The 26,471-nt window shown below is 54.9% G+C and carries 23 protein-coding genes; 16 read left to right on the forward strand and 7 right to left on the reverse strand.

Features of this window, described 5'->3' with window-relative positions:
• Positions 1–15: 15 nt before the first annotated feature.
• From ACXAET_RS01885 to ACXAET_RS01915, 7 genes are read left to right on the forward strand one after another with little or no spacing between them, the layout of a single operon-like run.
• The gene (locus ACXAET_RS01885; protein ID WP_475180308.1) at positions 16–549 is read left to right on the forward strand and encodes a tripartite tricarboxylate transporter TctB family protein; all 534 of its coding nucleotides are present in this window, start codon (positions 16–18) and stop codon (positions 547–549) included.
• Complete coding sequence (locus ACXAET_RS01890) at positions 549–2,153, forward strand: tripartite tricarboxylate transporter permease (RefSeq protein ID WP_224889798.1); 1,605 nt, start codon at positions 549–551, stop codon at positions 2,151–2,153. Before ACXAET_RS01885 ends, ACXAET_RS01890 begins: the two co-directional genes overlap by 1 nt.
• Complete coding sequence (locus ACXAET_RS01895; RefSeq protein ID WP_475180311.1) at positions 2,134–3,390, forward strand: cytochrome P450; 1,257 nt, start codon at positions 2,134–2,136, stop codon at positions 3,388–3,390. The genes ACXAET_RS01890 and ACXAET_RS01895 overlap by 20 nt, the downstream gene beginning before the upstream one ends.
• Before the next feature lie 7 nt (positions 3,391–3,397).
• Positions 3,398–4,690 carry a type I glutamate--ammonia ligase gene (locus ACXAET_RS01900; protein ID WP_475180316.1) on the forward strand — a complete coding sequence of 431 codons (1,293 nt, stop codon included), beginning with the start codon at positions 3,398–3,400 and terminating at the stop codon, positions 4,688–4,690.
• 1 nt (position 4,691) lies between these two features.
• Positions 4,692–5,402, forward strand: a complete 711-nt coding sequence (locus tag ACXAET_RS01905; RefSeq protein WP_475180320.1) for a type 1 glutamine amidotransferase — start codon at positions 4,692–4,694, stop codon at positions 5,400–5,402.
• The gene (locus tag ACXAET_RS01910) at positions 5,403–6,218 is read left to right on the forward strand and encodes an IclR family transcriptional regulator (protein WP_475180322.1); all 816 of its coding nucleotides are present in this window, start codon (positions 5,403–5,405) and stop codon (positions 6,216–6,218) included. It begins immediately after the preceding gene.
• Positions 6,215–7,567, forward strand: a complete 1,353-nt coding sequence (locus ACXAET_RS01915; RefSeq protein ID WP_475180324.1) for an aminotransferase class III-fold pyridoxal phosphate-dependent enzyme — start codon at positions 6,215–6,217, stop codon at positions 7,565–7,567. Before ACXAET_RS01910 ends, ACXAET_RS01915 begins: the two co-directional genes overlap by 4 nt.
• 4 nt (positions 7,568–7,571) lie before the next feature.
• Here ACXAET_RS01915 and ACXAET_RS01920 read toward each other — a convergent pair whose 3' ends face one another.
• A complete protein-coding gene (locus ACXAET_RS01920) occupies positions 7,572–7,985 on the reverse strand; it encodes a MarR family transcriptional regulator (RefSeq protein WP_475187037.1) in 414 nt (137 codons plus the stop codon).
• 169 nt (positions 7,986–8,154) lie between these two features.
• On the opposite strand from ACXAET_RS01920, the gene ACXAET_RS01925 reads away from it, so the two are divergent.
• From ACXAET_RS01925 to hpaH, 6 genes are all read left to right on the forward strand, one after another.
• Positions 8,155–8,544: a 5-carboxymethyl-2-hydroxymuconate Delta-isomerase gene (locus ACXAET_RS01925; protein WP_475180327.1), complete on the forward strand. Its 390-nt coding sequence runs from the start codon at positions 8,155–8,157 to the stop codon at positions 8,542–8,544.
• Complete coding sequence (gene hpaE, locus ACXAET_RS01930) at positions 8,541–10,049, forward strand: 5-carboxymethyl-2-hydroxymuconate semialdehyde dehydrogenase (RefSeq protein WP_475180330.1); 1,509 nt, start codon at positions 8,541–8,543, stop codon at positions 10,047–10,049. The genes ACXAET_RS01925 and hpaE overlap by 4 nt, the downstream gene beginning before the upstream one ends.
• A gap of 161 nt (positions 10,050–10,210) precedes the next feature.
• On the forward strand, positions 10,211–11,053 hold the full coding sequence (gene hpaD, locus ACXAET_RS01935) for a 3,4-dihydroxyphenylacetate 2,3-dioxygenase (RefSeq protein ID WP_475180332.1): 843 nt from the start codon (positions 10,211–10,213) through the stop codon (positions 11,051–11,053).
• 87 nt (positions 11,054–11,140) lie between these two features.
• Positions 11,141–12,538 (forward strand): pyridoxal phosphate-dependent decarboxylase family protein, encoded by a 1,398-nt coding sequence (locus ACXAET_RS01940; protein ID WP_475180334.1) that lies wholly within the window; start codon positions 11,141–11,143, stop codon positions 12,536–12,538.
• Entirely contained in the window at positions 12,535–13,389 is an 855-nt protein-coding gene (locus ACXAET_RS01945; protein WP_475180336.1) for a fumarylacetoacetate hydrolase family protein, read from the forward strand. Before ACXAET_RS01940 ends, ACXAET_RS01945 begins: the two co-directional genes overlap by 4 nt.
• A complete protein-coding gene (gene hpaH, locus ACXAET_RS01950) occupies positions 13,386–14,186 on the forward strand; it encodes a 2-oxo-hept-4-ene-1,7-dioate hydratase (RefSeq protein WP_475180337.1) in 801 nt (266 codons plus the stop codon). Before ACXAET_RS01945 ends, hpaH begins: the two co-directional genes overlap by 4 nt.
• A 312-nt stretch (positions 14,187–14,498) precedes the next feature.
• Here hpaH and ACXAET_RS01955 read toward each other — a convergent pair whose 3' ends face one another.
• Both ACXAET_RS01955 and ACXAET_RS01960 read right to left on the reverse strand, forming a co-directional pair.
• On the reverse strand, positions 14,499–17,678 hold the full coding sequence (locus ACXAET_RS01955; RefSeq protein ID WP_475180339.1) for an adenylate/guanylate cyclase domain-containing protein: 3,180 nt from the start codon (positions 17,676–17,678) through the stop codon (positions 14,499–14,501).
• Between the two features lie 382 nt (positions 17,679–18,060).
• A complete protein-coding gene (locus ACXAET_RS01960; RefSeq protein WP_475180342.1) occupies positions 18,061–18,492 on the reverse strand; it encodes a MarR family winged helix-turn-helix transcriptional regulator in 432 nt (143 codons plus the stop codon).
• 95 nt (positions 18,493–18,587) lie between these two features.
• On the opposite strand from ACXAET_RS01960, the gene ACXAET_RS01965 reads away from it, so the two are divergent.
• Positions 18,588–19,298 (forward strand): glutathione S-transferase family protein, encoded by a 711-nt coding sequence (locus ACXAET_RS01965; RefSeq protein WP_475180345.1) that lies wholly within the window; start codon positions 18,588–18,590, stop codon positions 19,296–19,298.
• Between the two features lie 183 nt (positions 19,299–19,481).
• On the opposite strand, the gene ACXAET_RS01970 is transcribed toward ACXAET_RS01965, so the two are convergent.
• The gene (locus ACXAET_RS01970) at positions 19,482–19,784 is read right to left on the reverse strand and encodes a TFIIB-type zinc ribbon-containing protein (RefSeq protein ID WP_475180346.1); all 303 of its coding nucleotides are present in this window, start codon (positions 19,782–19,784) and stop codon (positions 19,482–19,484) included.
• A 436-nt stretch (positions 19,785–20,220) separates the two neighbouring features.
• Positions 20,221–21,615 carry an FAD-binding oxidoreductase gene (locus ACXAET_RS01975; protein ID WP_475180347.1) on the reverse strand — a complete coding sequence of 465 codons (1,395 nt, stop codon included), beginning with the start codon at positions 21,613–21,615 and terminating at the stop codon, positions 20,221–20,223.
• A gap of 143 nt (positions 21,616–21,758) precedes the next feature.
• Between ACXAET_RS01975 and ACXAET_RS01980 the strand changes: the two genes are divergently transcribed.
• Both ACXAET_RS01980 and ACXAET_RS01985 read left to right on the forward strand, forming a co-directional pair.
• A complete protein-coding gene (locus ACXAET_RS01980; protein ID WP_475180350.1) occupies positions 21,759–22,787 on the forward strand; it encodes a GlxA family transcriptional regulator in 1,029 nt (342 codons plus the stop codon).
• Between the two features lie 89 nt (positions 22,788–22,876).
• Positions 22,877–23,650: an FkbM family methyltransferase gene (locus ACXAET_RS01985; protein WP_475180353.1), complete on the forward strand. Its 774-nt coding sequence runs from the start codon at positions 22,877–22,879 to the stop codon at positions 23,648–23,650.
• 88 nt (positions 23,651–23,738) lie between these two features.
• Here ACXAET_RS01985 and ACXAET_RS01990 read toward each other — a convergent pair whose 3' ends face one another.
• Entirely contained in the window at positions 23,739–24,719 is a 981-nt protein-coding gene (locus ACXAET_RS01990; RefSeq protein ID WP_475180357.1) for a universal stress protein, read from the reverse strand.
• Positions 24,716–26,443 (reverse strand): cation:proton antiporter, encoded by a 1,728-nt coding sequence (locus tag ACXAET_RS01995; protein ID WP_475180360.1) that lies wholly within the window; start codon positions 26,441–26,443, stop codon positions 24,716–24,718. The genes ACXAET_RS01990 and ACXAET_RS01995 overlap by 4 nt, the downstream gene beginning before the upstream one ends.
• Between the last annotated feature and the right edge of the window lie 28 nt (positions 26,444–26,471).

Raw genomic sequence — 26,471 nt, forward strand, 5'->3', positions numbered from 1 at the left:
CAAGGACCACTTCGAATGGATAACTCCGAGCTTTTACAGGTCAAAACAAAGTCGTCTGGCCAAGTTGTTTTTGTTGTTGCAGGTTTGATCGTCACATTGGTTCTGCTGTCCCAAATTGGGAACCAGACCGAATGGACCGACAAGGCGCGCAACATAGGCAGCCAGCCCCGTTTGTGGCCTGCGATCGCGCTGATCACCATGCTTGCAGGTTTTGTGATCCATTACCGGTTGATGCGACGCAGAAAGCCAAATGCGTTGGATTGGGTCGAAGCCCGGCGGTGGGCGGAGCCGCTGGAATATCTGTTGTGGTTTCTAGTTTATGTGGCGGCCGTCCCCAGACTGGGTTTCATGCCCATGAGCATAGTTTTCGCCTGTGCGCTGACCTACCGCCTGGGATACCGGACGCGATTGGCAGTTGGAATTGCCGCACTGTTCGCGATTGCGATGGTCGTGTTGTTCAAGGGAATGCTGGGTGTGAGTATTCCGGGCGCGCAAGTCTATGAATTTCTGCCAGACTCCATCCGAACGTTTTTCCTGGTGTATCTCTGATGGACCTGATTTTTTCAGCTATTGACGTTCTGGCACGCTGGGACGTGATGCTTGCCCTTTTGGTCGGTGCGGTGGGCGGAGTCGCCATCGGTGCTATTCCGGGGGTGGGGCCAGCTGTTGCCATTGCCATCCTTTTACCCGCGACGTTTTCGATGGATCCGATTGTGGGGCTGACCTTGCTGTTGGGCATCTACGGCTCGTCAATGTATGGCGGGTCAATACCTGCGATCCTGATTAACACACCCGGCACAGCGGTGAACGCGCTGACCACCTATGACGGATTTCCAATGACGCTGCGGGGCGAAGGCCGCCGGGCTTTGTCTCTGGCCTATTCAGCAAGCTTCCTGGGTGGGCTGTTTTCGGTCATATGCCTGATCTTCCTGTCGCCCGTTTTGGCAAAGATCGCACCAATGTTCGGATCGCGTGAGATATTTCTTGCGGCTCTGCTTGGCCTTGTCCTCGTCGTTGTTGCGCATAAAGGCCAGATGGCTATTGCTGCTGCGCTTGCGGGGTTCGGTATTCTGATCGGCACTGTTGGGTTGGAACCTGCTGCCTATACCCGCCGCTTCACCTTTGGTCAGAGTTGGTTGGCGGGTGGCCTTGATCTGATCGTGGTGGTGTTGGGCCTTTTTGCGCTGTCACAGGCGTTTTTGCTGCTGACGATGGATGACGAGAAAATAAGGCTGCCTCGGTCGCGCGGTTCATTATTTCAAGGTTTTCGTGAGCTTGCTCGTCATCCGCGCGTTGCAGCGATCTCGGCCAGTTTCGGCGTTGTCATGGGTATGATCCCGGGGGTCGGGGAATTTACGGCGCAGTTCATGTCCTACACATCGGCGCGCAAGCTGTCCAAGAACCCCAAAGCGTTCGGGCATGGCTCGTCAGAGGGGCTGATTGCATCAGAAGCTGCCAATAACGCCGTGCCGGCAGCGGCCATGATCCCACTGCTTGCCCTTGGCATTCCGGGTGAGGCGCTGACCGCGATGATGCTGTCGGTGTTTTATGTCCACAACGTGGTTCCTGGCCCAGGTCTGTTCCAGAATGACATGGATTTTGTTGTCGCGCTCTACATCGCGCTGCTGGTCCTGAATGTCATTGTTGTTGGCTTCTTGCTGGTTTCAACCGGCTGGCTGGTCCACCTGACGCGCATTCCCAATCGCTTTTTGGGTATGTGCATCCTTTTGCTGAGTTTCGTCGGAGTCTATTCGATCCGCAATTCGACCATGGACTGCATTATCGCGGCGGTGTTCGGCCTGCTGGGGTTTGTCCTCAAACGCCTGAACATGCCCATCGTCCCGATCATCCTTGGTATGGTCCTGGGGGGGATAATGGAGGTTAAGCTGCGCGCGTCCCTGGCGCGGGTCAAAACCCCACTGGATTTTATCGATCGCCCCATCGCCTTTCTGCTGTTCTGCGTCATCCTGATCATCCTCGGCTCGACCATCTGGCGGGTCTGGCGGGAATGGCGCCCGGTTGATCGCCGCTCCATGCAGAGAAAGGCATCAAACACCTTTGCCAAACGGATTTCAGGTCGCTCGCACCGGCATTTCGAAAATCGCAAGAAACAACAAAGACGGAGGCGTTTCTATGACCATGTGGGTTCCTGAAGACGACGGGTTCGCAGACCTGGGCTCGCATGACAGTTTCGCCGACGGCGCGCCTTACAACACATTTGCCCGGTTGCGGCGCGAAGCACCCTGCCAATGGTCCGAATTCGAGGGCGGCAAGGGGTATTGGTCCATTACGCGCCATGCGGATATCGACAAGATGGTGCGAGACGTTGAAACCTTCTCATCAGCACGGGGGATTCGTATGGAGGACCAGACATACGAGGAATACATGGCCCGTCGCACCTTTCAGGAAACCGATGGGACAGAGCACCGTAAGGTGCGGATGAAAGTGGCCAAGGCGTTCTCTCCCAAAGTTGTGGCCGGGTTCGAGGACCAGATCCGCGATCTTTGTGGTCCCATTCTGGATCGCGCTTTGGAAAAGGAAATCTTTGACGCGACCCGCGACATCGCGCGGGAACTGCCGATGCGGATGCTGGGCCAAATTCTGGGGGTTCCGGAAGACGACTTGCCGTGGTTGGTCGACAAGGGTGACGCCCTTATGGCGAATTCCGATCCGGATTTCACCGAACATGTCGTGGACAAAATGCAAACGGATGAATTCCGCTTGATGCCGTTCAACTCACCCGCTGGTGCCGAGCTGTACGAATATTCCCGCACGCTGATGGACAAGAAAAATGCGACAGGTGACACGAGCGGTATTCTTCACCTCATTCTGCAGCCCGATGAAAATGGTGAAACGATCTCGGAAACCGAGTTCCGTAATTTCTTCTGTCTTTTGGTTGCCGCGGGCAATGACACAACCCGGTACTCCATCGCGGCAGGGATACAGGCAATCGCCCGACAGGACGGCCTGCTGGAAGAGATGCAATCGGGCGAGGTGTGGGGCACCGCCGCCGATGAGATCGTGCGCTGGGCTTCACCCGCAACTTACTTCCGCCGGACGGCGATGAAAGATGTCGAAGTCCATGGTCAGCAGATCAAGGAAGGTGACAAGGTTCTGTACTGGTTCATTTCCGCCAATCGGGATGAAACGATGTTCGATGACCCGTATCGCCTGAACCTGTCACGCAAACCAAACCGTCAGTTGGGTTGGGGGCAGGGGGGGCCGCATGTTTGCCTTGGCATGCACTTGGCCCGGCTGGAGGTACGGGTGCTGTTCGAGGAATTGGTCAAGCGGATCAAAACCATCGAACCCGACGGGCCAGAGGCGTTCGTTCGGTCCAATTTTGTAAACGGCATCAAGCGGATGCCTGTTCGCGTCACTCTGCAATAGGTTTTCAATGTCTAACCGTTTACGCGCCCTGTTCATCGATCACCTGTCGATCCCGCGTGGGAAATACATGCCCGCCAGCAAGATCGGTGATGCCTCGACGCGTTTTGCCCGCGCAACGTTCGGGGTGCATTACGATCGCGATCTGCTATTGGACGCGCCGCACGCAAAAGTTCGCGAAGGTGCCCCGGACATGGAGTTGCGCTGGCGTGGTGATGACGTGCGCACCGGGTGGGAACCAAACACCTCAATCGTTTTGGGTGACCTGTACGACGCTGATGGATCGCCCTTGTCCTTGTGTCCACGAGGCGCGTTGAAACGTGCCGTGGCCGACTGGGAAAAGCACGGCTTAAAGCCAATGCTTGGGATCGAACTGGAAGCCTATGCTTTGCAAGGCGGCGAGGATGGTCGGTTGCGGCCCTATGATGCGCCCGGGGGTGGCGTTTACGGCACCGGGCCTTTCGCCGATCCGATGCGGATCAACGATGTGATCTGGAACAAGGCGCTGGAAATGGGATTCCGGCTTGACCTGATCACCGCCGAATACGACAGCCCCCAGTTTGAGTACACCTTGACCTTTGATGATGCACTATCTGCGGTGGATGACATTGTTCTCTTTCGTCAAATGGCCCGAGAGGTCGCATTGGATCACGGGATCATCCTGACATTTCTGCCCAAGCCGCTGTCCGAGCTTGGCGGGTCCGGAATGCACATCAACTTTTCGTTTCAGGACGCCGAGGGAAAAAACGCGCTTGCGACCGGCGAGGTTGGCGGCCCGGATCACCTGAATGATCTGTCGCGTGGTTGCCTTGCCGGTTTGGTGCACCATCACGAAGGCCTGGCTGGCCTTATAGCCCCCACAGCCGGGTCATACCGCCGCCTTCAACCTGCGTCGCTGTCAGGCTATTGGAAAAACTGGGGTGGTGATCACCGCGGCGTCACCACGCGCGTGTCTGGCGAAGGTGGTGCAAAAGCCCGTTTGGAACATCGTATGGCCGACGCCAGTGCCAACCCGTACACAGCCTGTGCCGCGGTCCTTCAGGCTGCCCGGCTTGGGTACGAGTCCGGTATGAACCTGCCGCCCATTGAAACCGGAGACGGGTTCGACAAAGTTGACGCGCGCACCGGTACGGCCCCCAACTTGCGCAAAGCAATTCAAGACCTGCAGGCCGACACAGCGTTGGTGGATGCTGTTGGTCGGGAACTGGTTGAAAATCATGCCTTCATGAAAGAGCGCGAATTCCGTAAGACGCGCGAACTGGAGCCTGATGCTCTGCTCGACTTTTATGTGTGGTTTATCTGAGATGCGACTTGCGACCCTTGTCACCAACACCGACTTCAGCGCTTTTGCAAAAGCGCGACCGTTGGATGACGAAAAATTCGCGACATTGATTGCAGAGGTTCGCCCCGACTGGTTGGTCACAGCCTTTTGGGTCTGTAAAGGAGAGTTCCCCGAAGATATTTCGGCATTTGATGGCGTGATGATAACTGGAAGCCCTGCATCCGTGACCGAAAATGCAACGTGGATGCAGCAGCTTGAGGTGCTGATCAAAAACATCATCGAACGTAAGATCCCTGTTTTTGGCGCGTGTTTCGGACATCAGATCATTGCAAAGACCCTCGGTGCGCCGATTGTGCGGAATCCGGATGGGTGGGCGCATGGTCTGATCGAAACCAACTGCGTGGCACCCCGGCCTTGGTCGGACCATGAGAGTGGATGGAATCTCTATGGTTCGCATATCGAACAAGTGCGGGACTTGCCCGATGGTGCGCGCCGCGTCTTTGAAAGCCCCGGATGTCCCATTGCTGGCTACGCGATAGGAGACAGTGTTTTCACGGTTCAACATCACCCTGAAATGACAAAAGACTTCATAACCGATCTTGTCGAAGAGTATGCCGATTACGTGGGCGAAAGGGTCACCCGTATTGCGCGCCAATCACTAGAAAAAAGCCCGGCGGATCGCACAGAATTTGCGACTGAAATCGCGGCGTTCTTCGAGTATGGAGGGCGATAGATGGGAACGATCACAAAGGCATTGGACCTGCTGACGTTATTCGCCCGTGACCGAGCCGAAATCGGGTTGGGAGAATTCGTACGCCTGACAGGTCGAGACAAGGCGACCATACATCGGCATCTGACTGAGCTGACCGAAAACGGCTATCTTGAACAACATCCTGATACACGCGCTTATCGCCTTGGGCCCGCACTCTTGCGCCTTTCGGCCCTGCGCGAGATGTTGTTTCCGGTGCGCAAACTGTTACAGCCCATCGTTTTTGAATTGTCGGAAACCGTGGGTGAGCTGGCCCATGCCAGCCTTTTGCAAGGCGATGCGTTGTCGCCAGTCGCTCATTCCGATCCGGCTTTGCATGGCATTCAGGTGAATTTCGATATTGCCGAGATGTTGCCGTTACACGCAACGTCGTCCGGTATAGCAGCTTTGGCCTTTTGCCCGGAAGAGTGGCAAGCCCGCGTCCTGAGCAGACCGTTGTCGCGCTTCACGGATCAGACAATTTCAGACCCAGCGGACCTGAAGGTCGAAATTGACATGGTGCGCCGGTATGGAGTCGCTTCGGTCGCCGGTGCCTTCGACGAGGGCGTCAGCTCGGTCGGTGCGCCGTTATTTGGTGAAGGGGGCCGCGTTCTCGGTTCATTAGCCGTCGCCGTTCCCAGCGTACGCGCCAAGCCGGAGAAACTGCGCGATATTGCGCTGAAGCTATCAAAAGAGGCGGAACGCGCCTCAACCGCTTTGGGCGGCACGGTCCCCCGGAATTTTGAGGACCTGCCGCCGCATTGGGGTGACGAAACCACGACACGACAGGTGATCTCATGAAGGACAGCAATTTCCTTAAAGAAAACAATGCACGCCACCTGTGGCATCCGATGGCTCACCCGGCTGATAGCCTCGCAAACCCGCCCGAGATCATTGTTGGCGGCGAAGGCGTTAGCATCACTGATGTAGATGGGCGCACAGTTGTGGACGGGGTGGGCGGCCTTTGGAACGTGAATCTCGGCTATTCCTGCCAACCGGTTAAGGATGCCATTTCGGAACAATTGGACAGACTGCCGTACTACTCAATTTTTAGGGGAACGACGAACGATCTGGTGATTGAACTGAGCTATATGCTGCGTGAGTTTTTCGCGCCCGATGGTCTGTCGCGTGCGTTCTTTACATCAGGGGGATCGGATGGAGTAGAGATCGCCCTGCGCCTTGCGCGGCAATACCACAAAGTGCGTGGCGAAGCCGGACGCGTCAAGTTTCTGAGCCTCAAGAAGGGCTATCACGGAACGCATACTTTGGGCGCATCGGTTAACGGAAACCCGAATTTCCGAACACAATACGAGCCACTGATGCCGGGCTGCCATCACATTCCTTCGCCCTACACCTATCGCAACCCGTTTGGCGAAACCGATCCGGAAAAACTGGCGCAGTTGTGCCTTGCAGCCCTTGAAGATGAGATCAAGTTCCAAGACCCTTCGACCATTGCGGCGATGATCATGGAACCTGTTCTTGGGGCAGGTGGGGTTATCCCCCCGCACGAAAGCTTCATGCCCGGCGTTCGTGAGATATGTTCAAAGCACGGAATTCTGCTGATCGCGGACGAAGTAATAACAGCCTATGGCCGAACGGGCGCGTGGAGCGGATCGCGCCGCTTTGGCGTTCAGCCAGATATGGCGGTTACAGCCAAGGCCATCACAAACGGATACTTCCCTTTCGGTGCCGTTATGATCAGCGACGCCATCTCAGAAGTCTTTGAAAATGATACCACTGGCAAAGCCGCGATCGGATCAGGCTATACGTATTCCGGACATCCGGTTGGCGCGGCTGCTGCAATCGCATGCCTGAAGGAAACCGAACGTTTGAACGTCAAGGACAATGCCGCAAAGCGGGGTGAGCAACTGCATGCTGGCCTCAAACAGCTTGGTGAGACATACGATCTGATCGGCGATGTGCGCGGTGGTTATGGTTTGATGTGTGCTTTGGAGCTTGTTTCAGACCGGGACACCAAAGCGCCAATCGACAAAGCCTTGATCGGCAAGGTTCAACAAACGGCCTATGACGCCGGAGCCATGTTGCGAGTGTCCGGTAACAATATCATTCTGTCGCCGCCACTTATCCTGAGCGAAGATGACGTGAACACAATACTCACTGCTTTGGATAAAGGTTTGGGAGCGGTTTGAGCGCTCAGGCGTCCTGTTCGTCTTTGTTGAGGCGCAGGGTGAGTTTCTGCAGCAATGTCACAAGTGTATCGTGATCTTTATCCCCTAGGATGTCACGGTAGTAGGCCGCGATGTCTGATGCTTCGGTCATATGATCGTTGATGATCGCTTGCCCCGCGTCGGTGATGGCGATGTGCTGGCGACGACGATCATTGGGGTCAGCCTCGCGCGAAACGAGTCCGGCGTTTTCCATGGAGTGAACAATCCGGCTCAGGCTCGGGGACATCAATGCAGCGCGATTGGCCAGCATTCCGGTTTCCATTTTTCCGCTTTCACTCAAAACGCGCAAGACGCGCCATTGCTGCTCGGTAATGCCAGCTTTTTGCAGCATTTTGCGGATAGGTGCCATGACCGCCTCACGTGCGCGGGTGAGCGACACGGGCAAAGACTGCGAGGTCGGAGGCAGTAAAGAGTTCAATTGAGTTGTTGACGTATCTTGCAATAATCCGATCCTATTTATTTCATGTGTTAATTAAATTGATTGACTCGCGGTTGCAATATCCAGTAAACATGAAGTTAATTAACATGATAAATAAATCGGTGAACTCATGCCGCACATCCACATTGAGTATTCCGGAAACCTAGAACGGGTCGTAGATGTTGCCGGTTTGTGCGACGCGCTGAGACAGTCAGCAGCCGGGATAGATGCGCTACCGATGCCCGGAGTGCGTGTCCGTGCGATACGCGTCGATCACTATTCCATCGCGGATGGCGACGAAAAACATGGGTTCGTTGATATATCGGTCCGTTTGCGCGAAGGGCGACCGGACGAAGTCAAACAAGAGGTTATCAATGACCTTTTCAAAGCCGCGCAGGCGTTTCTTGCACCCGCAATGAAAACGCATTCGATCGCGCTTTCTTCCGAATTGCGCGAGATTGACGCAAAACTTTCCCCGAAATGCGGCACAATCCGAGACCATCTGGAGAACCCGAAATGAGTACCTTGGAGCAAAATCTTGAAAAACTGCGTGGGTTGCTGACGCGTTTTCAGGAAGGTGGAATAAAGAACCGCATTGCGGGCGAGGATCGGGATGGCTCGGCTGGGACGTTTCAAAACATGTCTCCCGTAGACAAGAGCGTGATTTGCAATGTTGCCCAAGGCAATCGCGATGACATCGACGCCGCAGCGAATGCCGCAGCCGACGCCTTCCCCAGCTGGCGCGACATACCCGCAACCGAACGGCGCAAGATTTTGATCCGTGTGGCCGAGGCTATCGAAGAACGTGCCGAAGAAATCGCCTTGTGTGAATGCTGGGATACGGGCCAGACCCTGAAATTCATGTCCAAGGCAGCGCTGCGTGGAGCCGAGAACTTTCGCTATTTTGCAGACCAAGTCGTTCAGGCACGGGATGGCCAGCATCTGAAATCACCGACCCTGATGAATGTTACAACACGCGTACCCATTGGGCCTGTTGGTGTCATTACTCCGTGGAACACGCCATTTATGCTGTCCACGTGGAAAATCGCACCGGCGCTGGCGGCAGGATGTACGGTGGTTCATAAGCCGGCGGAGGCAAGTCCGCTTACGGCGCGATTGCTGGTGGAAATCGCTGAAGAGGCCGGTCTGCCAAAAGGTGTATTGAACACAGTGAACGGTTTTGGCGAAGAGGCGGGCAAAGCGCTGTGTGAACATCCAAAAATCCGCGCCATTGCCTTTGTCGGTGAAAGCCGCACGGGCAGTTTGATCACAAAGCAGGGGGCAGATACGCTGAAGCGCAACCACCTTGAGCTGGGCGGAAAGAACCCGGTCATCGTGTTTGACGACGCCGATCTTGAGCGTGCATTGGATGCGGTGATCTTCATGATCTACTCGATCAACGGTGAGCGCTGCACCTCTTCCTCGCGCCTGCTGGTTCAAGATACGATCAAGGAAGAGTTCGAGGCAAAACTCGTCGAACGTGTAAACAAGATCAAGGTTGGTCATCCGTTGGACCCGACCACCGAGATCGGTCCGCTGGTTACCGAAGAGCACTATGATAAGGTCACCAGCTATTTTGACATTGCAAAAGAAGACGGTGCAACCATAGCAGCAGGTGGGACAAAGGTCGGAGACGAAGGGTACTTTGTGCGACCAACGTTGTTTACCAATGCAAACAACCAGATGCGTATCGCGCGCGAAGAGATTTTTGGCCCGGTTCTGACCGCAATCCCGTTCTCGACAGAACAGGAGGCGCTGCAGATCGCCAATGACACGCCTTATGGTCTGACCGGGTATGTCTGGACGAACGACCTGACACGCGCATTACGGTTTACGGACCAGCTGGAGGCGGGGATGATCTGGGTGAACTCGGAAAACGTGCGCCATCTGCCCACGCCGTTTGGTGGTGTCAAAGCCTCAGGCATCGGTCGTGACGGTGGGGATTGGAGTTTTGAATTTTACATGGAGCAAAAGCACATCGGCTTTGCGACAGGGCAGCACAAGATTACGCAACTTGGGATGTAACGCGACTGAAATCGGTACCGATCTTGGGCTGATATCTTATATTTGGGTTTAGGCGCGTGATCGGAATTTGGGTTCGAAATTCCCAATTTCGATAGGGATCAGCAAACGTCTCCCTCGGGCGAAAAGCTTGAGAGAAACGCACTGACAAAGGAGGAACTGTCATGGGAAAGATCGTACAGGCTGCGAAGATTACGCATGTGCCGAGCATCTGGATGTCCCACACGATGCCAAAGTACAAAGGCATCCGGCAACCTGCCATCGATGGATATGCGCGCCTCCGTCAGGATGCGATTGATCGTGGGGTCGATACGTTTGTCGTGTTTGACACACATTGGATCACCAATCAGGGCTTTCATTTAAATACGAAAGAGCACCACAAAGGCCGTTTTATCAGCCACGAACTGCCGCATATGCTGGCGGATATGGAATTCGATTACCGCGGTGATCATGAACTGGGCGAAACCATTCTTGAAGTGCTGCGAGAGCGTGGGGAGCGGGCCCTGGGCCATTCGCATCCCGACATGGGAATGGAATACGGCACGCTTCTTCCGATGCACTTCATCAATGAGGGTGTTAATGCACGGGTGTTGCCGGTCGCGGTCAACCAGTTCTCGTCGATTCAGGAAAACCGGGTCTGGGGCGAGGCTATTGCGGAAGGAATTCGCCGCTCGGATCGCAATGTGTCCATTTTGGCTTCAGGTTCGCTCAGCCATGACTTCACGCCGAACGAACGCTCGGTTGACGGTTTGAACTCTGTCAATGGTGAGTTTAACCGCCAGATGGACCTAAGAGTGATTGAGCTTTGGGAGCAGGGCCGGTTCGAAGAATTTCTAGAGCTTCTTCCTGACTACGCCAAGAAATGCAACGGAGAATGCGCGATGAACGATACGGCGCTTTTGTTCGGTGCGCTTGGTTGGGGCAGCTACAAAGGCCAGATCGATATCTACACACCTTATTTCGGAAGCTCCGGAACGGGTCAGGCGAACATTAGCTTTTCAGTCTAAAGATTTGTACCACTGCGAAAAAGTCAAAAATACCCAATCCGTGACGGCCAATCTCGGTCGGCTGTCGCGGCTTAAGAAAGCGAACGGATGAACTGGGACGAATTTGCACATTGGGGGCAGCAGATATCGAAATGGGCTGCCGACTACCATCAAACCCTGTCAGATCGCCCGGTTAGGGCGCAAACGGCGCCAGGGGCCATTTCCGCCCAGCTTGAACCGGCCCCGCCAGAAACTGGTCAGCCGATGGAAGCCATCATGGCCGACTTTGAGCGGATCGTAATGCCGGGGATAACCCATTGGCAGCACCCGCGCTTTTTCGCGTATTTTCCGGCTAATGCCGCGCCGCCATCCATGCTGGCTGAGATGCTTGTGACCACGATCGCTGCGCAGTGCATGTTGTGGCAGACCTCGCCCGCTGGCACCGAAGTCGAAAGTGTTATGGTAGATTGGCTGCGACAAGCGCTTGGTCTGCCCGAAGGGATGACGGGCGTCATTCAGGATAGCGCGTCCTCGGCCACACTGTCTGCAGTTCTGACGATGCGAGAACGCGCCACCGGCTTTACAGGCAACCGAGAGGGCTTGAATGCCAAGGGCGCCTTCAGGATTTATTGTTCTGATCAAGTGCATTCGTCGATTGACCGGGCCTGCTGGGTCGCCGGGATTGGTCAGGACAATCTGGTCAAGCTACCCACGCAAGGGTCGACCTTTGCAATTGATCCCGATGCGCTTGAGGCCGCGATCCAGCGCGACATCGCCGCCGGGCATGCGCCTGCAGGGATCATCGCAATTACCGGAGGTACGGGTGTAGGTGCCTGTGATGATCTTGTGGCCGTGGCGGATATCGCCCAAAGGCATGATCTTTACACGCATCTTGATGCTGCATGGGCTGGGTCGGCCATGATCTGCCCCGAGTTTCGGGATCCACTATGGGCCGGGGCAGAGCGTTATGACAGCATCGTTTTCAATCCGCATAAATGGCTGGGGGCCCAATTTGACTGTGCGATCCAGTTTCTGAAAGACGCGACACCGCAGCTCAACACGCTAAAAATCGAACCGGAGTACCTCAAGACCTCAGGGGCAGAGGTTACGAATTATTCGGAATGGACGATCCCGCTGGGTCGTCGGTTCCGGGCGTTGAAAATCTGGTTTTTGATACGCTCATATGGGCTTGACGGGTTGCGGGCGCGTATCCGCAATCACGTTGCCTGGGCCAATGAGCTTGCCGAAGAAATCAGCGCGATAGAGGGGTTTGAGATCACAACTGGCCCGATCCTCAGCCTGTTTTCCTTTCGCTGTCCGGGTGACGATGACATGCAGCAGCGATTGGTGGACGCGCTGAACGATGACGGCAGGATTTACCTTACGCAAGGTATGTTCGACGGTCGAAAGGTTATCCGCTTTCAGGTTGGGCAATTCGATACCACGCGCGATGATGTGTTGATGGCCGCTGACGTGATCAGCGATGTTTGGGGGTCTCTTTCATGAAGTTTGCGACTTTCTCGGCGGATGGAGACACATTTTTTGGCGTGATCACCGATAGTGGTGCAATTGCGCTGAACGAAGCCTTTCCCGACTACGCCAGCCTTTACGAGGTGATCGCCGCCGGTGCGTTTGATCAGTTGAGCAGTGCAGCCGAAGGCAAACCGGTCACACATACGGATTTTAAGTATGAAATGGTTATGCCGGATGCCCGTCGTATCCTCTGTGTTGGCGTGAATTTCCCGGACCGGAATGCTGAATACAAGGACGGCAGCGAACAGCCAAAATATATGTCACTGTTCCCACGCTTCGCCAGCGGGTTCACGGGTCATGACCGCCCGTTAATCCGCCCACCGGAAAACCATACGCTGGATTATGAAGGCGAGGTGGCCGTTGTTATTGGAAGGGGCGGTCGCAGGATTTCACAGCAAGACGCCTATGACCACATTGCAGCCCTGACACTTTGCAACGAAGGTACGATTCGCGACTGGGTACGGCACGCAAAGTTCAACGTCACCCAAGGCAAGAACTGGGACAAATCGGGCGCCATCGGTCCGTGGTTGGTGCCTTTCACAGATCCTGCGCAACTGGACGATGCGCGCATACAAACCCATGTGAATGGTGAGTTGCGTCAGGACGATACTCTAAACCGTATGATGTTCCCGATCCGCCGCGAAATCGAGTATATCTCGACTTTCATGACGTTGCAGCCGGGGGATATCATTGTCACCGGTACGCCAACCGGGGCAGGCGCGCGGTTTGATCCGCCGAAGTATCTGGTTCCGGGCGATGTCGTAGAGGTCTCGGTCGAGGGCATCGGTACATTGCGCAATACGGTCGAGGATGAACAACCATGACGCCGGATGACCACGCGCGCGCTGCGACCGATTTGCTGCAGGCGGAACGTACCGGCAAGCAGATCGGGCTGCTGACCCTGCGCCATCCCGACATGGGGATGGATGATGCATACGCGGTGCAAAATGCCATCTATCGCCAGAAGTTGGCTGAGGGGCGAAAAGTAATCGGGTGGAAGATCGGCCTGACCTCAAAAGCCATGCAGCATGCGCTTAATATCGATATTCCCGACAGTGGAATCCTGTTTGATGACATGGCATTCGACAATGGTGGCAGGGTTCCTGCCGGTCGGTTTATTCAACCACGTATCGAAGTCGAGATCGCCTTTGTTATGAAGTCTACCGTCGGCGGCAATAACGTGACTCGTGAGGATGTTATCGCTGCTACGGATTACGTGGCGCCTTCTATCGAAATCCTCGACACCCGTATTCAACGCGTAGACCCAAAGACGGGCAAGGCGCGCACCGTCTATGATACGATCAGCGACAATGCCGCCAATGCAGGAATTGTGCTGGGCGCAGAACGCCATGCGATTGATGCTTTCGACTTGCGCTGGGTCGGCGCGTTGACTTTCCGCAATGGCGAGATCGAAGAAACTGGTCTGGGCGCGGGGGTCTTGAATGACCCGATCGAAAGCGTGGTTTGGTTAGCCCGTCGAATGGCGCAATATGGTCAAAGCATCGAGCCGGGCCAAATCGTTCTTTCCGGCAGTTTTGTCCGTCCAATTGAGTGTCCACCAAGCACGGAAATCCACGCGGATTTTGGGCCTTTCGGTTCGGTGGATATCACCTTTGCCTGAATCGAGCGCGCAAAACGTCCGCGACGACCCAGGCTGGAGTTTCCGTCGAAGGGGAAACCTGTCCAGCGAAGCCAACGGTATCCGTAAACCTTTTGATCGTCCCTCTTTCGTTGCAGGCAGCGTCTGCCGAGGGAGAGATAACTTACGTGTCCTCGCCGCTATCGGTGCCTCAGCAGCTTACGACTTGCGTAGTGCACAGCGTATAGTATCGCCACTTGTGACTGGCTTCGATGTACCGGATAGCCCGCTTTTTCAACGGGTTTACCTCTGCGCTGCCGACAGTCTACAGCACGGCGCGCCTTTTCAACATGTTCAGACCCGTTTTTGGTCAAGGGCAAATCTTCTACCCATTTCGACAAAGCGATTAGTCCAGGGGAGCGGCTCCGATTTGGTGAAATCTGCCAATGCTTCTGCATGCCGGCCAGCTTCCGAAGGGTCGTTCCTCGTTATTGCAACTTCGATGGCAAACCGTCTGAACCAAAAATGGTTACGGCTCATCGAGCCAAGTGCCAATAACTGCTCGCCTTCATTCAATAGCTGCAATTGGACATCACGATCAGGTTCCATTCGGGCTAATTCCGCCAGTACCATTGGCCCGCAATAGCTCAAGCCCGATCTTCGACATGCGTTAAGGGCAAGCCGCAACTTCTCTCGCGCGCAATCCGCGTTACCGCTTTCTTTTTGTACCAGCGCCTCATACATGAGCCGGCGACCTTCGAAACGGGTAGCGCCGAGGATCTGTTCCAATTCCGCGGCGCGTTCCAGATGCTCTGCGGCCTCTTTAATCCGATGCAGGTCATAGAGGTCTTCCAAAAGACCAAGACGCGCGACAAGTTCCGCGCGCGCGTCCTTTATGCGTTCGGCCTTTGCGATTGCATCGAGCGAGAGTTCCAGGCATTCGTCAAGTGGACGAAAATAGTGGCGGACATACGAGAGCTGCGCATAGTTTGCGACCTCTATGCGGCCAAAGCCATTGGTTCGACAAATTTCAAGGCAGCGAGAGAGATACGTATCAGCAGTGATGAGACGGCCCCTGTTGAACTCGGCGTCGCTTATACCGCTGAGTGCTCGGGCCTGGAGTGCGGGATCATCGATGGTCTTTGCAATTTCAAAAGCCGACGCATGCGCAGCCAGGCACGCGTCAATTTGGCCGAGCGGAAAGTGAATGCTGCCCCGCAAATGTCTGGCTTCGGCAAGTTCAGCCTTGAAATCATTGGCTTCTGCCGCGTCTTCGATATTGGCGATCAGCTCGAACGCGTCGTCATAGCGGTCGGTAAGACGCGCAACCGACGCTAGCCCCAGCCATGCCGTGCAAAAATCTAGGGCATTGGAAGCCAGATCGAGGCTGCTACGATACGCAGCATCGGCGTCCGCCGTTTTCCCCAGTTCGAGTAACAGTTCGCCCTGCAACATCGTCAGTTCGAACCGGTCTTTCTGGCTTTGCGCTATGGCAATCCCTCGCTCGGCATGTGCAAGTGCGCGGTCTGATCGAAATTTCAGGCGCTCAGCGTGCGCAGCACCAATATAGGCTTTGGGTGCATGCACGTCCCCCGCGCGCTCAAGATGGGCGGCAAACAGCGCTGGCTCTTGGTCAACCACCAAATCAGCGACCTGTGTATGCAACTCGGTGCGGCGTTCTTTCAGAAGGGATTGATAGACACTGTCGCGGAACAGCGCATGCGCAAAGCGCAGGTCATCCCCTGCCTTCACAAGTAAACCGTCCGCAAAAAGGCGGGCGAAAGTGTAGTCCGGTTCCTCAATCAACTCCCTGACAAGCTGCGGTGGAAAACGCTGACCGACGACCGACGCAGCCTGCAATGCCGTCTTGTCCTGTTGCGGTAGCCTGTCAGTGCGTGACAAAACCACACTCTGGATGGTTCCCGGAACCTGTTCACCGCGTGCGGATTCTCCATCTTTCAGCAATTGTTCAAGAAACAGAGGGTTGCCATCAGCGCGACGGATGCATTCTGTCAAATAGTCTTTGTGATGCAATCCGAATGGTCTTGCAAGTGCCACGGCTTCTTCACTGGAAAGCGGTGCGAGATCAATCGTGGTAAAACACGCTGGGCGAACGCTTTCTCGCCAAACTCGATTAAGTGGGTCACCATCAATACGCGTTGTCAGCAGCACCAAAACACGACGATCACATAGCTGCGAGGCGAGCTCGGCCAGAGCTTCCATCTCGATTTTACCTGCCCAGTGCACATCTTCAACGATCAGAACAAGCGGGCGCTTGATACTGCGTTTTCGGGCCAGAGCGGCAAGAACCGCGCGTTTGCCCGTGTTTCGGGCCTTGTTGTCCATGGCTTGATACAACTCGTTCAACACGCGCGGTTGTTGCAGATCAAGCAAGTCGTTGAGAAAAACCCGCTGATCTTCGGGCAATCCAAGCCAATGCAAGGCGTCACGGGCAGCAGCACTTCGCCGTTCTTCGCTGTCTGCATCCGAAACATTCAACAGGCTGCGCAATAGTGTCCGCAGGACTTCCCGGTCCTTGACTGCCCCGAAATCCAGAGCTTCTGCGCGATGCACTTCACAGCCTAAATCCTGCGCGATGGAAACGATTTCTCCTGCAAGTCTAGATTTTCCAATACCTGCCTCGCCGCGTATGACAACCACGCCGCCCGTAGAACCTGCGTGAGTATCTTCAAGCAGAACCCGCAATTGGTTCAATTCCCTCTGACGTCCGATGAACCTCTCCGAGCTTTCAATTGGCTCATCAATACGCCGTCCGACGACCCGCCATACGGTAACGGGTTGATCGATGCCGCGAACCGCGACCTCTCCGACGGATTCCAGTGCGAAGGCGTCGTCCACCGCGCGTTTTATCGCAGTTGAGATTAAAGTCTCACCGCTCTTTGCCAGATCCTGAAGACGCGCGGCAAAGTTAACGGACGCGCCTATGACCGTATATTCTCTGTGAAGATCGCTTCCGGTTTCGGCAGCAACAACCTGGCCGCTTGAAACGCCAATATGTGCGTTCAGGGGAATGGACAGTTCTTTGCCAAGAACGTCCATCCTGCGATGGATATCGATGGCTGCACGAACTGCCCTTTCGGGGGCGCGGTCACGCGCAATGGGGGCCCCGAACACGGCCATGACGCTGTCACCGATATGTTTGTCGACAACACCGCCATATGAGGCAACGATGTCATCAACGCTTGCAAAAAATCGGTTGAGCAGGTTTCGAGTTGCTTCAGACCCAAGTTTCCGAGACAAGGCGGTAAACCCAACCAAATCAGCAAACAGTACGGAAACTTCTCTGCGATCTGCTATCTCCCCTGGTGCGGTGCTTTTCTCGGCTTTTGTAAGTGCAGGCTTCCCCACTGCGCCCAAAATCTTGCGCCGTGCGCCCAGGGATACTCCGATTTCCTTAAGGTCTTCATCCGTCAGATATGAAAGCGCATCGATGTCGATTTCATGCTCGACAAACACGTTTCCGTACTTGCCGCACCCGAGATCATCCAGCCATTTACGGATGTTCGAAGTCACCGTCGTCTAACCATTCCGAATGTTCCGACTTACCAAACCGTTACAATCATCCTAGCAGAAAAAGCTAGTTTTGGGTGGAGGTCATAGTTGGACACATAGCTGTCGCCGGGCAACAGGGTGTGCAGTCAATATGAAGTCCAACAATTGGGGAGGAAGGCGTTTTGTACCGGCGCCAATCGTATCTTGGTCGTACATCAAACAATCACGGGTATTGTCAGAAAACTTACCTGTTCCGAGCAAAAGCGGTTTCGAAGCCAACCCCGAGATCGTCTGTGTTTTGGTGATGCTGTGTGTGCGCTACAATCTATCGCCTGAACAGGTAAATGCATTGCATGTGCAGGTCACAAGGGCGGGTTACACCGACCTCTTTTCGTGAGTTTTTCTATGCCAGTTTGTTCAATATTCGCTCCAACTCAGCGGCCTCAGATTTGCTGAGCTTGTTCTCAATCGATTGGATTAGCATTTTTGCATAGACCGGCCACATCGCCTTCCTGGTCGCAAGCCCTTTTTCTGTAAGCTTTATCGTCTGACCTCTGCCGTCATTTTCGACATCTTCACGCGTTACAAGGCTTGATTCTGCAATACGAGCCAACAAGCGGGACAATCCGTACTGTGGAAGTAAAAGTCTTTCTTTCAACTCGTAAGGGCGAATACCATCAGGCCCTGCCTTTTCAATTTCAAGTAATACGTCATACCAGCTAAGCTTTGGTAAACCGCTGTTCTTCAATTCAGATTCGATGCTGTCAAGCAAGGCTTGGCTTGTGTTCAGCAAACTCGTCCAAATTCTTGTTGTTTGTGGGTTTGGAGTAATCATTCACTACTAATCGCAGAAACATGCAAGTGCATCAACCTTGACGAACAGGTGTTTTGACCGATAAAGATGCACTTGCATCTATATGGAGACACCAGATGACCCTTCACTTGATGAGCCACGCTCTCTGTCCCTATGTTCAACGGGCGGCCATTTCCATGTTCGAAAAAGAGGTGCCCTTTGATCGAACTGAAATCGACCTTGGCAAAAAACCTGATTGGTTCCTTGAAATATCGCCGCTAGGTAAAACACCGGTCTTAACCTGCAACGGCCAAGCTATTTTCGAGTCTGCTGCAATTCTGGAGTTTCTGGAGGACACACAAAAGCATCCACTTCACCCAAATGATCCCATTGAACGGGCTCAGCACCGTGGATGGATTGAGTTTGGCTCGACTATTCTGAACGATATCGCTGGATTCTATAGCGCCAAAACTGCCGACGTGTTCGACCAAAAAATCACAACCCTGGCCGCAAAGTTTTCGCAGCTAGAAGAGCAACTGGGCGATGGGCCATATTTCTCGGGAACTAAGTTTACCTTGGTGGATGCCGTTTTTGCGCCGATATTCCGGTATTTCGACACGTTTGATGAAATTTCAGATTTCGGTATTCTGGCCGGAAACGAAAAAGTTCTTGCGTGGCGGAAGGTGTTGGCTGAGCGGCCCTCAGTCGTCGAAGCCGTCTCGTCCGATTACCCCAGACGTCTCAGCGAATTTTTGGTGAAGCGCGACTCCTACTTGTCAAGTCTGATGAAGCAATCAATCGACGGGGATCAAGGTCGACTGCCGCAAGAAACGGCTACGCAAGACTGAAGTACTTCGCTTCGTTCGCAGTGTGGTCAATCAAGACATGAATGGCTGCGGTTTCAGCCCCGAAACGCCCCGGCAGCCAAGAAGACGTGTGCTGTACAAAGCCTGGCACCGTCTTCCTGCTGTGTGGAAATTCAACTTTTCTGAGGTTTTGGGTGTGTTGCCAACCTCAGACCCTCGCGGCGACTAAATGTCGAAGATGTCCATCAGGTTATCAAAGACGCTTTCACGTTTCCGCCGTTGGGGGCGACGCTGACCGGTTTGGGGCTGCTCATGATAGGTCTGCTCGTCATCAAAAGACCGCTCAACAGAAGCATTCTGCGCATTGCCGTCCTGGAGAGCTTCTTCACGGATCATCATAATGATCTTTTCGAGTTCGCCTTTGTCCAGCCAGATGCCGCCTGACGTTTGGCAGATGTCGATCTTCACACCATAACGCTCAACCTCTCTCATCGGGGAGCCGTCAATTGGAGAACTGATTAAGGGCATATTGTTTTACCTTCCCTGCAAGGATGAATGACACTCACGTTTTCGGCTTTTTCAAGATATGATAATTTGAATAGGTTGATGCAAGGGTGTGACGTCCCAAGGTCCTGCGACACAAAAATCAGGACGGGGAACGACAGATCGCACTGTACAAAATGCTTTCCTGACAGCGCTAGCGCACGTGTCCCAACCGTTCTGGTCATACCAACATGACCGATTTTTCTTAACAACGTGTAAAAGATGTCACCAAACGACAACAGCATATCGATGGATGCCTTCTTGTAGTCTAGGCCGAACAAAATCCGGGCGCTGTTTGGGCCGCATCGCTCCATCGGTTGAGCGAACGGTTAAACGGAGCCGGGAACACGACGTTCGAGCCACCATCTGCATCAGCTCGGCATGAATACGCTGCAAAGACCTGGATAGCGGCAAGGCTGTATTAGGGCTGGGGGCGAATATTCTGATTGAAGCGGAACCTGTTCTGCGGATCATACTTGGTCTTTATCTCAACCAACCGCGCAAAGTTTTCTCCAAACGAGGCACGGGTTAGGGCGTCGCCGTCTTCACCATGCCCAGGGAAATTCAGGTAGGCCCGACCCCCGTGCCCAAAAGGCGCAGCGGCATCCCATCCGTCACGTGACCACGCAATGTTGCTGGCATCGTCCTTCGGGTCTGACCAAACGCTGTCGAGCGAATACATCCACCCCATGGATCGGTCACCGAATGCTGTGGCATCGGACGGAACACTCGACGTTGCACCACCAAAGTTCCATAGGGATGAGATCGAGGCGTCGGATGGGGCCGTCAAGGCATTTTTAAGTGCCAGATCAATCATTTCGTCCGACAGATCAGATAGATAGCGGGCCTTCCAATAGCACCGAAACTCTCCTGCGGGCATCAGCGTGTCAAAGAGTTGTTGCACGTTGCCATAGGTCATTCGACCTGAGAAATCGACCACCATGTTGTCCAACTCGCGCAATGGCTGCAGCAGGGCTTCTCCTTCAGCGGCATCACCGTTGTAGACACAAGCTAAGGTATAGACCTTTTTGCCCCACAGCTCCTGCGGGAAATCATCACCTCCGGCGGTGGAGAATTCGCAGAGTGATCCGACCAGATCCCCGTGTTTTTTCATTAAATCACGCCAGGCGCGAATTGGGGCAGGACCGTCGTCAACAGCATAAACGGGTGCGGTAAACATCACCTCTGGGCCAATTGGATGCAGAGCGAACTCAAACTGTGTGACGACGCCAAAGTTGCCTCCGCCACCCTTGAGCGCCCACAACAAATCGGGGTTTTCTTCTGCGCTTGCCCGGACCAAACTGCCATCGGCAGTCACGACATTTGCAGCGACCAGATTGTCGATCGAAAGACCGTGTTTTGCCCGCAACCACCCTATGCCGCCGGAAAGTGTAAGCCCCGCGACCCCTGTATCTGATATCAGGCCACCGGGCGTGGCCAACCCATGCGCCTGGCTGGCGACATCCACATCCCGCCATAGTGCACCGCCGTCAACAAGTGCTATGCGTTTCTCTGGATCAACCGTAACGCCACGCATCCCGCTCAGGTCAATCATGACGCCATCGTCACAGACAGCATGGCCCGCAACATTGTGCCCACCACCCCGGATCGAAATCGGCAAGTCCTTAGCCCGCGCGTGTTTGACCGCAGAGATCACATCCTCGGTTTTCTGACACTGCACGATCACAGCCGGGCGCCTGTCTATCATCGCGTTCCAGACTGCGCGGGCACTGTCATATCCCTGGTGTCCGGGTTGAAGTACATTTCCCGCGATGCCGTGGATGTCGTCCTCATGGTTCAAACGTAAACTGTCCATGTCTCAACTCCTATCTGCAGGTTTCCTAAGACTATGCCGCCGAAGCGCTCCGGGTCAGTGGCGATTTTGCCAGGTAGGTGGCATACTGGACACGTAGTTATGGGATAATCGCCAAAAGCGTGCCGAATAAGACAGGAGAGTTCATGTCTTCCCATCGAAAACCAAGCATCGCACTTCTTGCCGCGCCTGAAACCTCCGCGTCAGTTCTTTACGGTCTTTACGATGTGCTGCTTTCTGCGGGTGCGGTGTATCCTGATATGGTAAACGGCGTGCCGGGCGATGAGCTGCTGGATGTTCGGATCGTTTCTGCAGATGGCAAACCTTTTCACTGTATCGGCAACATCCCGGTTGAACCTCATGCGGCGATTCATGACATAAGTACGCTGGATGCGATTGTCGTGTGCGATATGTACACGTCGATCTACGACGTGCCAAAAGGGCGCTATCCGCGCGAGGTTGAATGGCTTGAGCGTATGCACGCGTCAGGCGCTTTGATAACGTCCGTCTGTTCGGGCGCATTGCTGTTGGCGGAATCCGGGATGCTTGACGGCCACGCAGCCACTGCGCATTGGGCTTATCGCGATATGTTCCAGCGGCATTTTCCAAAAATCACGTTTCGCAATGCGTCTGTTTTGTGCCTTGCAGCGGAATCCGATCGGATTGTAACGGCTGGCGGTGTCAGCGCGTGGCATGACCTGACCGTTTATCTTATTGCGCGGTTTTGCGGGTATAGAACGGCTATTGAGACGGCCAAGGTCTTTCTGATCAGCGGCCATTCCGAAGGTCAGTCGCCATATTCGGTGATGACGCGCCCCATGGAGTGCACTGACAGGTCGATTTCGGAATGCCAGCTTTGGATTGCCGACAACTACTCAACGGTTAAACCGGTCGAGAAAATGATTGAGCGGTCGGGACTGAAATCGCGTACTTTCTCTCGCAGGTTTCGGGCGGCGACCGGATTCACTCCGATTGAATATGTTCAGGCGCTGCGGATTGAAGAGGCCAAACAGATGCTTGAGACGGATCAGCTTTCCAGTGGCGATGTGGGCTCTGCCGTTGGCTATGACGATCCGGCGTCGTTTCGGCGCATTTTTAAACGGGGGACAGGCTTGTCTCCTGCGGCATACAGGAAGAAATTTCAGCATATCTCTCAGATTGCGAAGGGAAAATAGCAACAGGTTCTTCTAGCGTATGACAGGTTTCAGCAGAATGCGAATGAGTACCTGATCCAACGAAACAAGATTCAAGGGACGGCGCGGCGATGGTGGTTGGTATCAACACTCAAGGGCAGCTTGCGATGCAAGGTTTGCGACGGTCCTTTGATATCTACTACCGGGATCACGAACGTACCGCGCGTATGGACAGGTTGAATGCCGCCTTTGTGGGGCGTGGTGCCAGTGTCTTTGACATCGGGGCCCATGTCGGCGACCGCATCGGCAGTTTTCTGCGTCTGGGGGCAGAGGTTGTAGCTCTGGAGCCTCAACCGCTTATTTTCCGCGCCTTACGACGGATCTATGGTCGATGCCCAAGGGCGACGCTGCTTTCCTGTGCGGTTGGTGATCAGACCGACCATGTGGACCTGTTGGTAAATCCCTCAAACCCGACGGTCGCGACAGCCACGTCAGATTTTGTAAAGGCGGCCTCTGGCGCGCCCGGTTGGGAGGATCAGGTTTGGGACGTCAGTATCAAGGTCCCCGTCACGACGCTTGACGCCCTCATCGATGAATACGGCCAGCCTGACTTTGTGAAAATCGACGTTGAAGGCCATGAGCCGGCTGTTCTTCGGGGGCTTTCCAAGGCAATTCCACTTCTGTCTTTCGAGGTCACGACGATCTACCGCGCAGGGGCGCAGGACTGCATCGACAGGCTGTCATCGCTTGGGCGCTACGAATACAATTTTAGTATGGGCGAGGAACACGCGCTGCAATACCCTGATTGGGTAAGCCCCAACACAATGCGCGAAAGGATCGATAACTTGCCGCTCTCCGTGAATTCGGGCGACGTTTATGCGCGGTGGTGCGATGGGCGTTTATGACCTTTGTTGTTAAAGCTCACCACCCACCGTATTCGTTTAGTCAAGAAATCCCTGCGCGGGTTGTCCGAATGCATGGGTGAACAGGGTATCAGCCGCGCAGAAGGGGGCTTACAAAGCCATCGGGTTTCACCGCAAGGACCGGGCATTCAAGACTGTTGATGATGTTCTCAGCCGTATTGCCGATAAAAACACCACTCAGCCCGGTGCGCGCCACTGTGCCCAGCACAACGACATCAGCGCCAACTTCGCGGCTTTGTTCGTGCAAAACGATCTCTGGGCTTCCTTTTGACAGGCGCGGAACCAGACGTGGCCGCGGACCGATCTCAGCGCGAATTTGCGAAAGGAATCGATCCATCGCCTGTTGCCGTGCATTCAGAATTTCGTTGACGTAGCGATCCGCTGACATCCGAGAGTCGCTGCCGCTGGAGAAAGCCCAGATCATGCCTTCGCCGATCGCATCCCAGGCGTGAAGAACGATGACCTCGGCGTCGGGTGCGTTTGCAATCATGCACGCGGCATCGACAACCCGCCGGTTCAGCGTAGCAAGCGTCTCAGGCTCTGCCGCGTCGCGGGTATCAAGATCTACTGCGGCCAAAATACGTTTAGGGTTTTGTCTTGCATCCGATGTCTGAAGCCAAACAGGGCAGGGGCATTTTCGCAGCAAGTGCTGGTCGGTGCTTGCAAACAGGAAACGTTCCATGCCGACCAGAGGTTCCGCCTTTTTGACAACGAAATCGCAACGCGACTTGGCAACGTGTCTGATGACCTCAAGATAGGTTTTGCCGACTGACACACGCAGATTGATCTGTCGGTCATGTGCAATCGCTGCCAGATTGGCGCTGACCTCTTGGCGCGTTGTTTCCACGGCTTTTTCCATCAGCCTGTCGGGGTCTGCGCCGGAAAGGCGCGAGAGGATCGACAAATCATGCGGAGCTTCTATGCAGGCGATAACCTCAACTGACGCGCCATGCGTATCGGCAAGGGTTATCGCGCTCTGCAAGGCAACCTGCGTCTCGCTCGTGTCCGCTACTGCCAGAATTTTACGGGGTATTGCTATGCGCGCGGTCATGTCGGAAGCTCCTTTTGCCCATCAGGGTCCGCGACAACGTGCTCGGGCGCTTTAGCATCACCCGCAATCATCCGGGCCGCGGCGAATGATGCGTCGCGATAGGGCATCAGAACCAGATCAGCGTGTTTACCTTTCAACTTATCCGCGGTTGCGTCCAAATGCGCCGCGACCGCTATTTTTCCATCAAAGCCAAGATCGCGCACGGCTTTGAGGAGAGCATAGCGCGGATCGTCATGCGTCAGTCCGGTGTCGTGTTCCGGCACGGCCATAACCAGCCACTCTGCCCGCGCAAGGGGCAAGTGGGCCAGAAACTCAGGGTCGGTGGCATCGCCAAATACAACATCATACCCCTGTGACCGGGCATGGCGTACCGCTTCGGGGCTGAAGTCGACACCAAGGACGCGCTTGCCGCCATCGCGCAGTTCCGATGCGATGCCCAAACCATAGCGGCCAAGGCCAAATAGAATGATCTCATGAGCGCGGGCTGCATCGGAATTGCCTTCATCCTCGGCCCTTGGGCGGCGGCGCTCGGCAAAGCCCAATACCGGGTCGAACAAGCTGTAAAGCTGATGGGAATATGTGATCATATAGGTCGATGCGGCGATGGTCACGAGACCCACAAGGGTGACAAGCCCAAGGGCGTTTTCAGCCACATGCCCGATCGACACACCCATCGCCATGAAGATCAGGGAAAACTCGCTGATCTGCGCCACGGTCAGCCCGGCGAGAAAGCCGGTGCGTTTGCGATACCCCATAGCGCCCATGATCACGAGAACGATCAGCGGATTGCCGATCAGCACAAACAGCGACAGCACGATGGCCGGGCCGATGCTGGCCCCCAAGACCGAGAGGTCGAGCGAAGCACCGAGCGCAATAAAAAAGAAAAGCAACAAGAAATCGCGCAAAGAGGCCAGTCTCGCGGCGATCGCCTCGCGAAAGGGCGTCGACGCAAGCGAGACACCGGCGAGCAGCCCGCCGAGTTCCTTGCCGAACCCCAGGTAATGCCCGACCGCTGCCAGTAGCGCAGCCCAACCGATGGCGAATGAGACCAATAGCTCTGGCGCGCGCGACAGGCGTTCTACTAGTGGGTCGGCCACAAAGCGGATGAAGATCACCACGAAAACCAGCATCGCCGCGCCATAGCCCAGCACCCGCAAGACCTCGGTCACCGCATTATCGCCTTCTGCCGCGGCACCGCCCACGCCAATGGCTGACAGGGCGATCATTGCGACCACAACCACAATGTCCTGCACAATCAGAAAACCGAGTGCGATCCGTCCGTGCAAGGCATCGATCTCACGCTTGTCGGACAACAATTTCACGATGATGATCGTTGACGAGAACGTCAGAGCAATCGCGACGTAGATCGCTGTACGGGCGTCCAATCCAAGGGCAAGTGCGATCAGGAAACCGAAAACGGTTGTGAAGATCACCTGCCCGAGGCCGGTAACAAGCGCAACAGGACCCAGCGTTCGAACCAGGTTGAAATCCAGCTTGAGCCCCACAAGAAAAAGTAGCAGCGCGATGCCAAGTTCGGCCAGAAGGTCAATCTGCTCGTCGGAATGCGCAATATTCAGGACTGAGGGACCTGCAAGAATTCCCACAGCGATAAAGCTGACGATCAGCGGCTGACGCAACATGAGCCCGACAAAACCGACACCCGCCGCCAGCACAAGAAGCGCCGCGATTTCGTAGAATATGTAACCCTCGATTGCTGTGGTCATATCTCGTGCATCAGGTCGGTTTTTTTCG

The sequence above is a fragment of the Ruegeria sp. AWH4_226 genome, assembly GCF_056159225.1.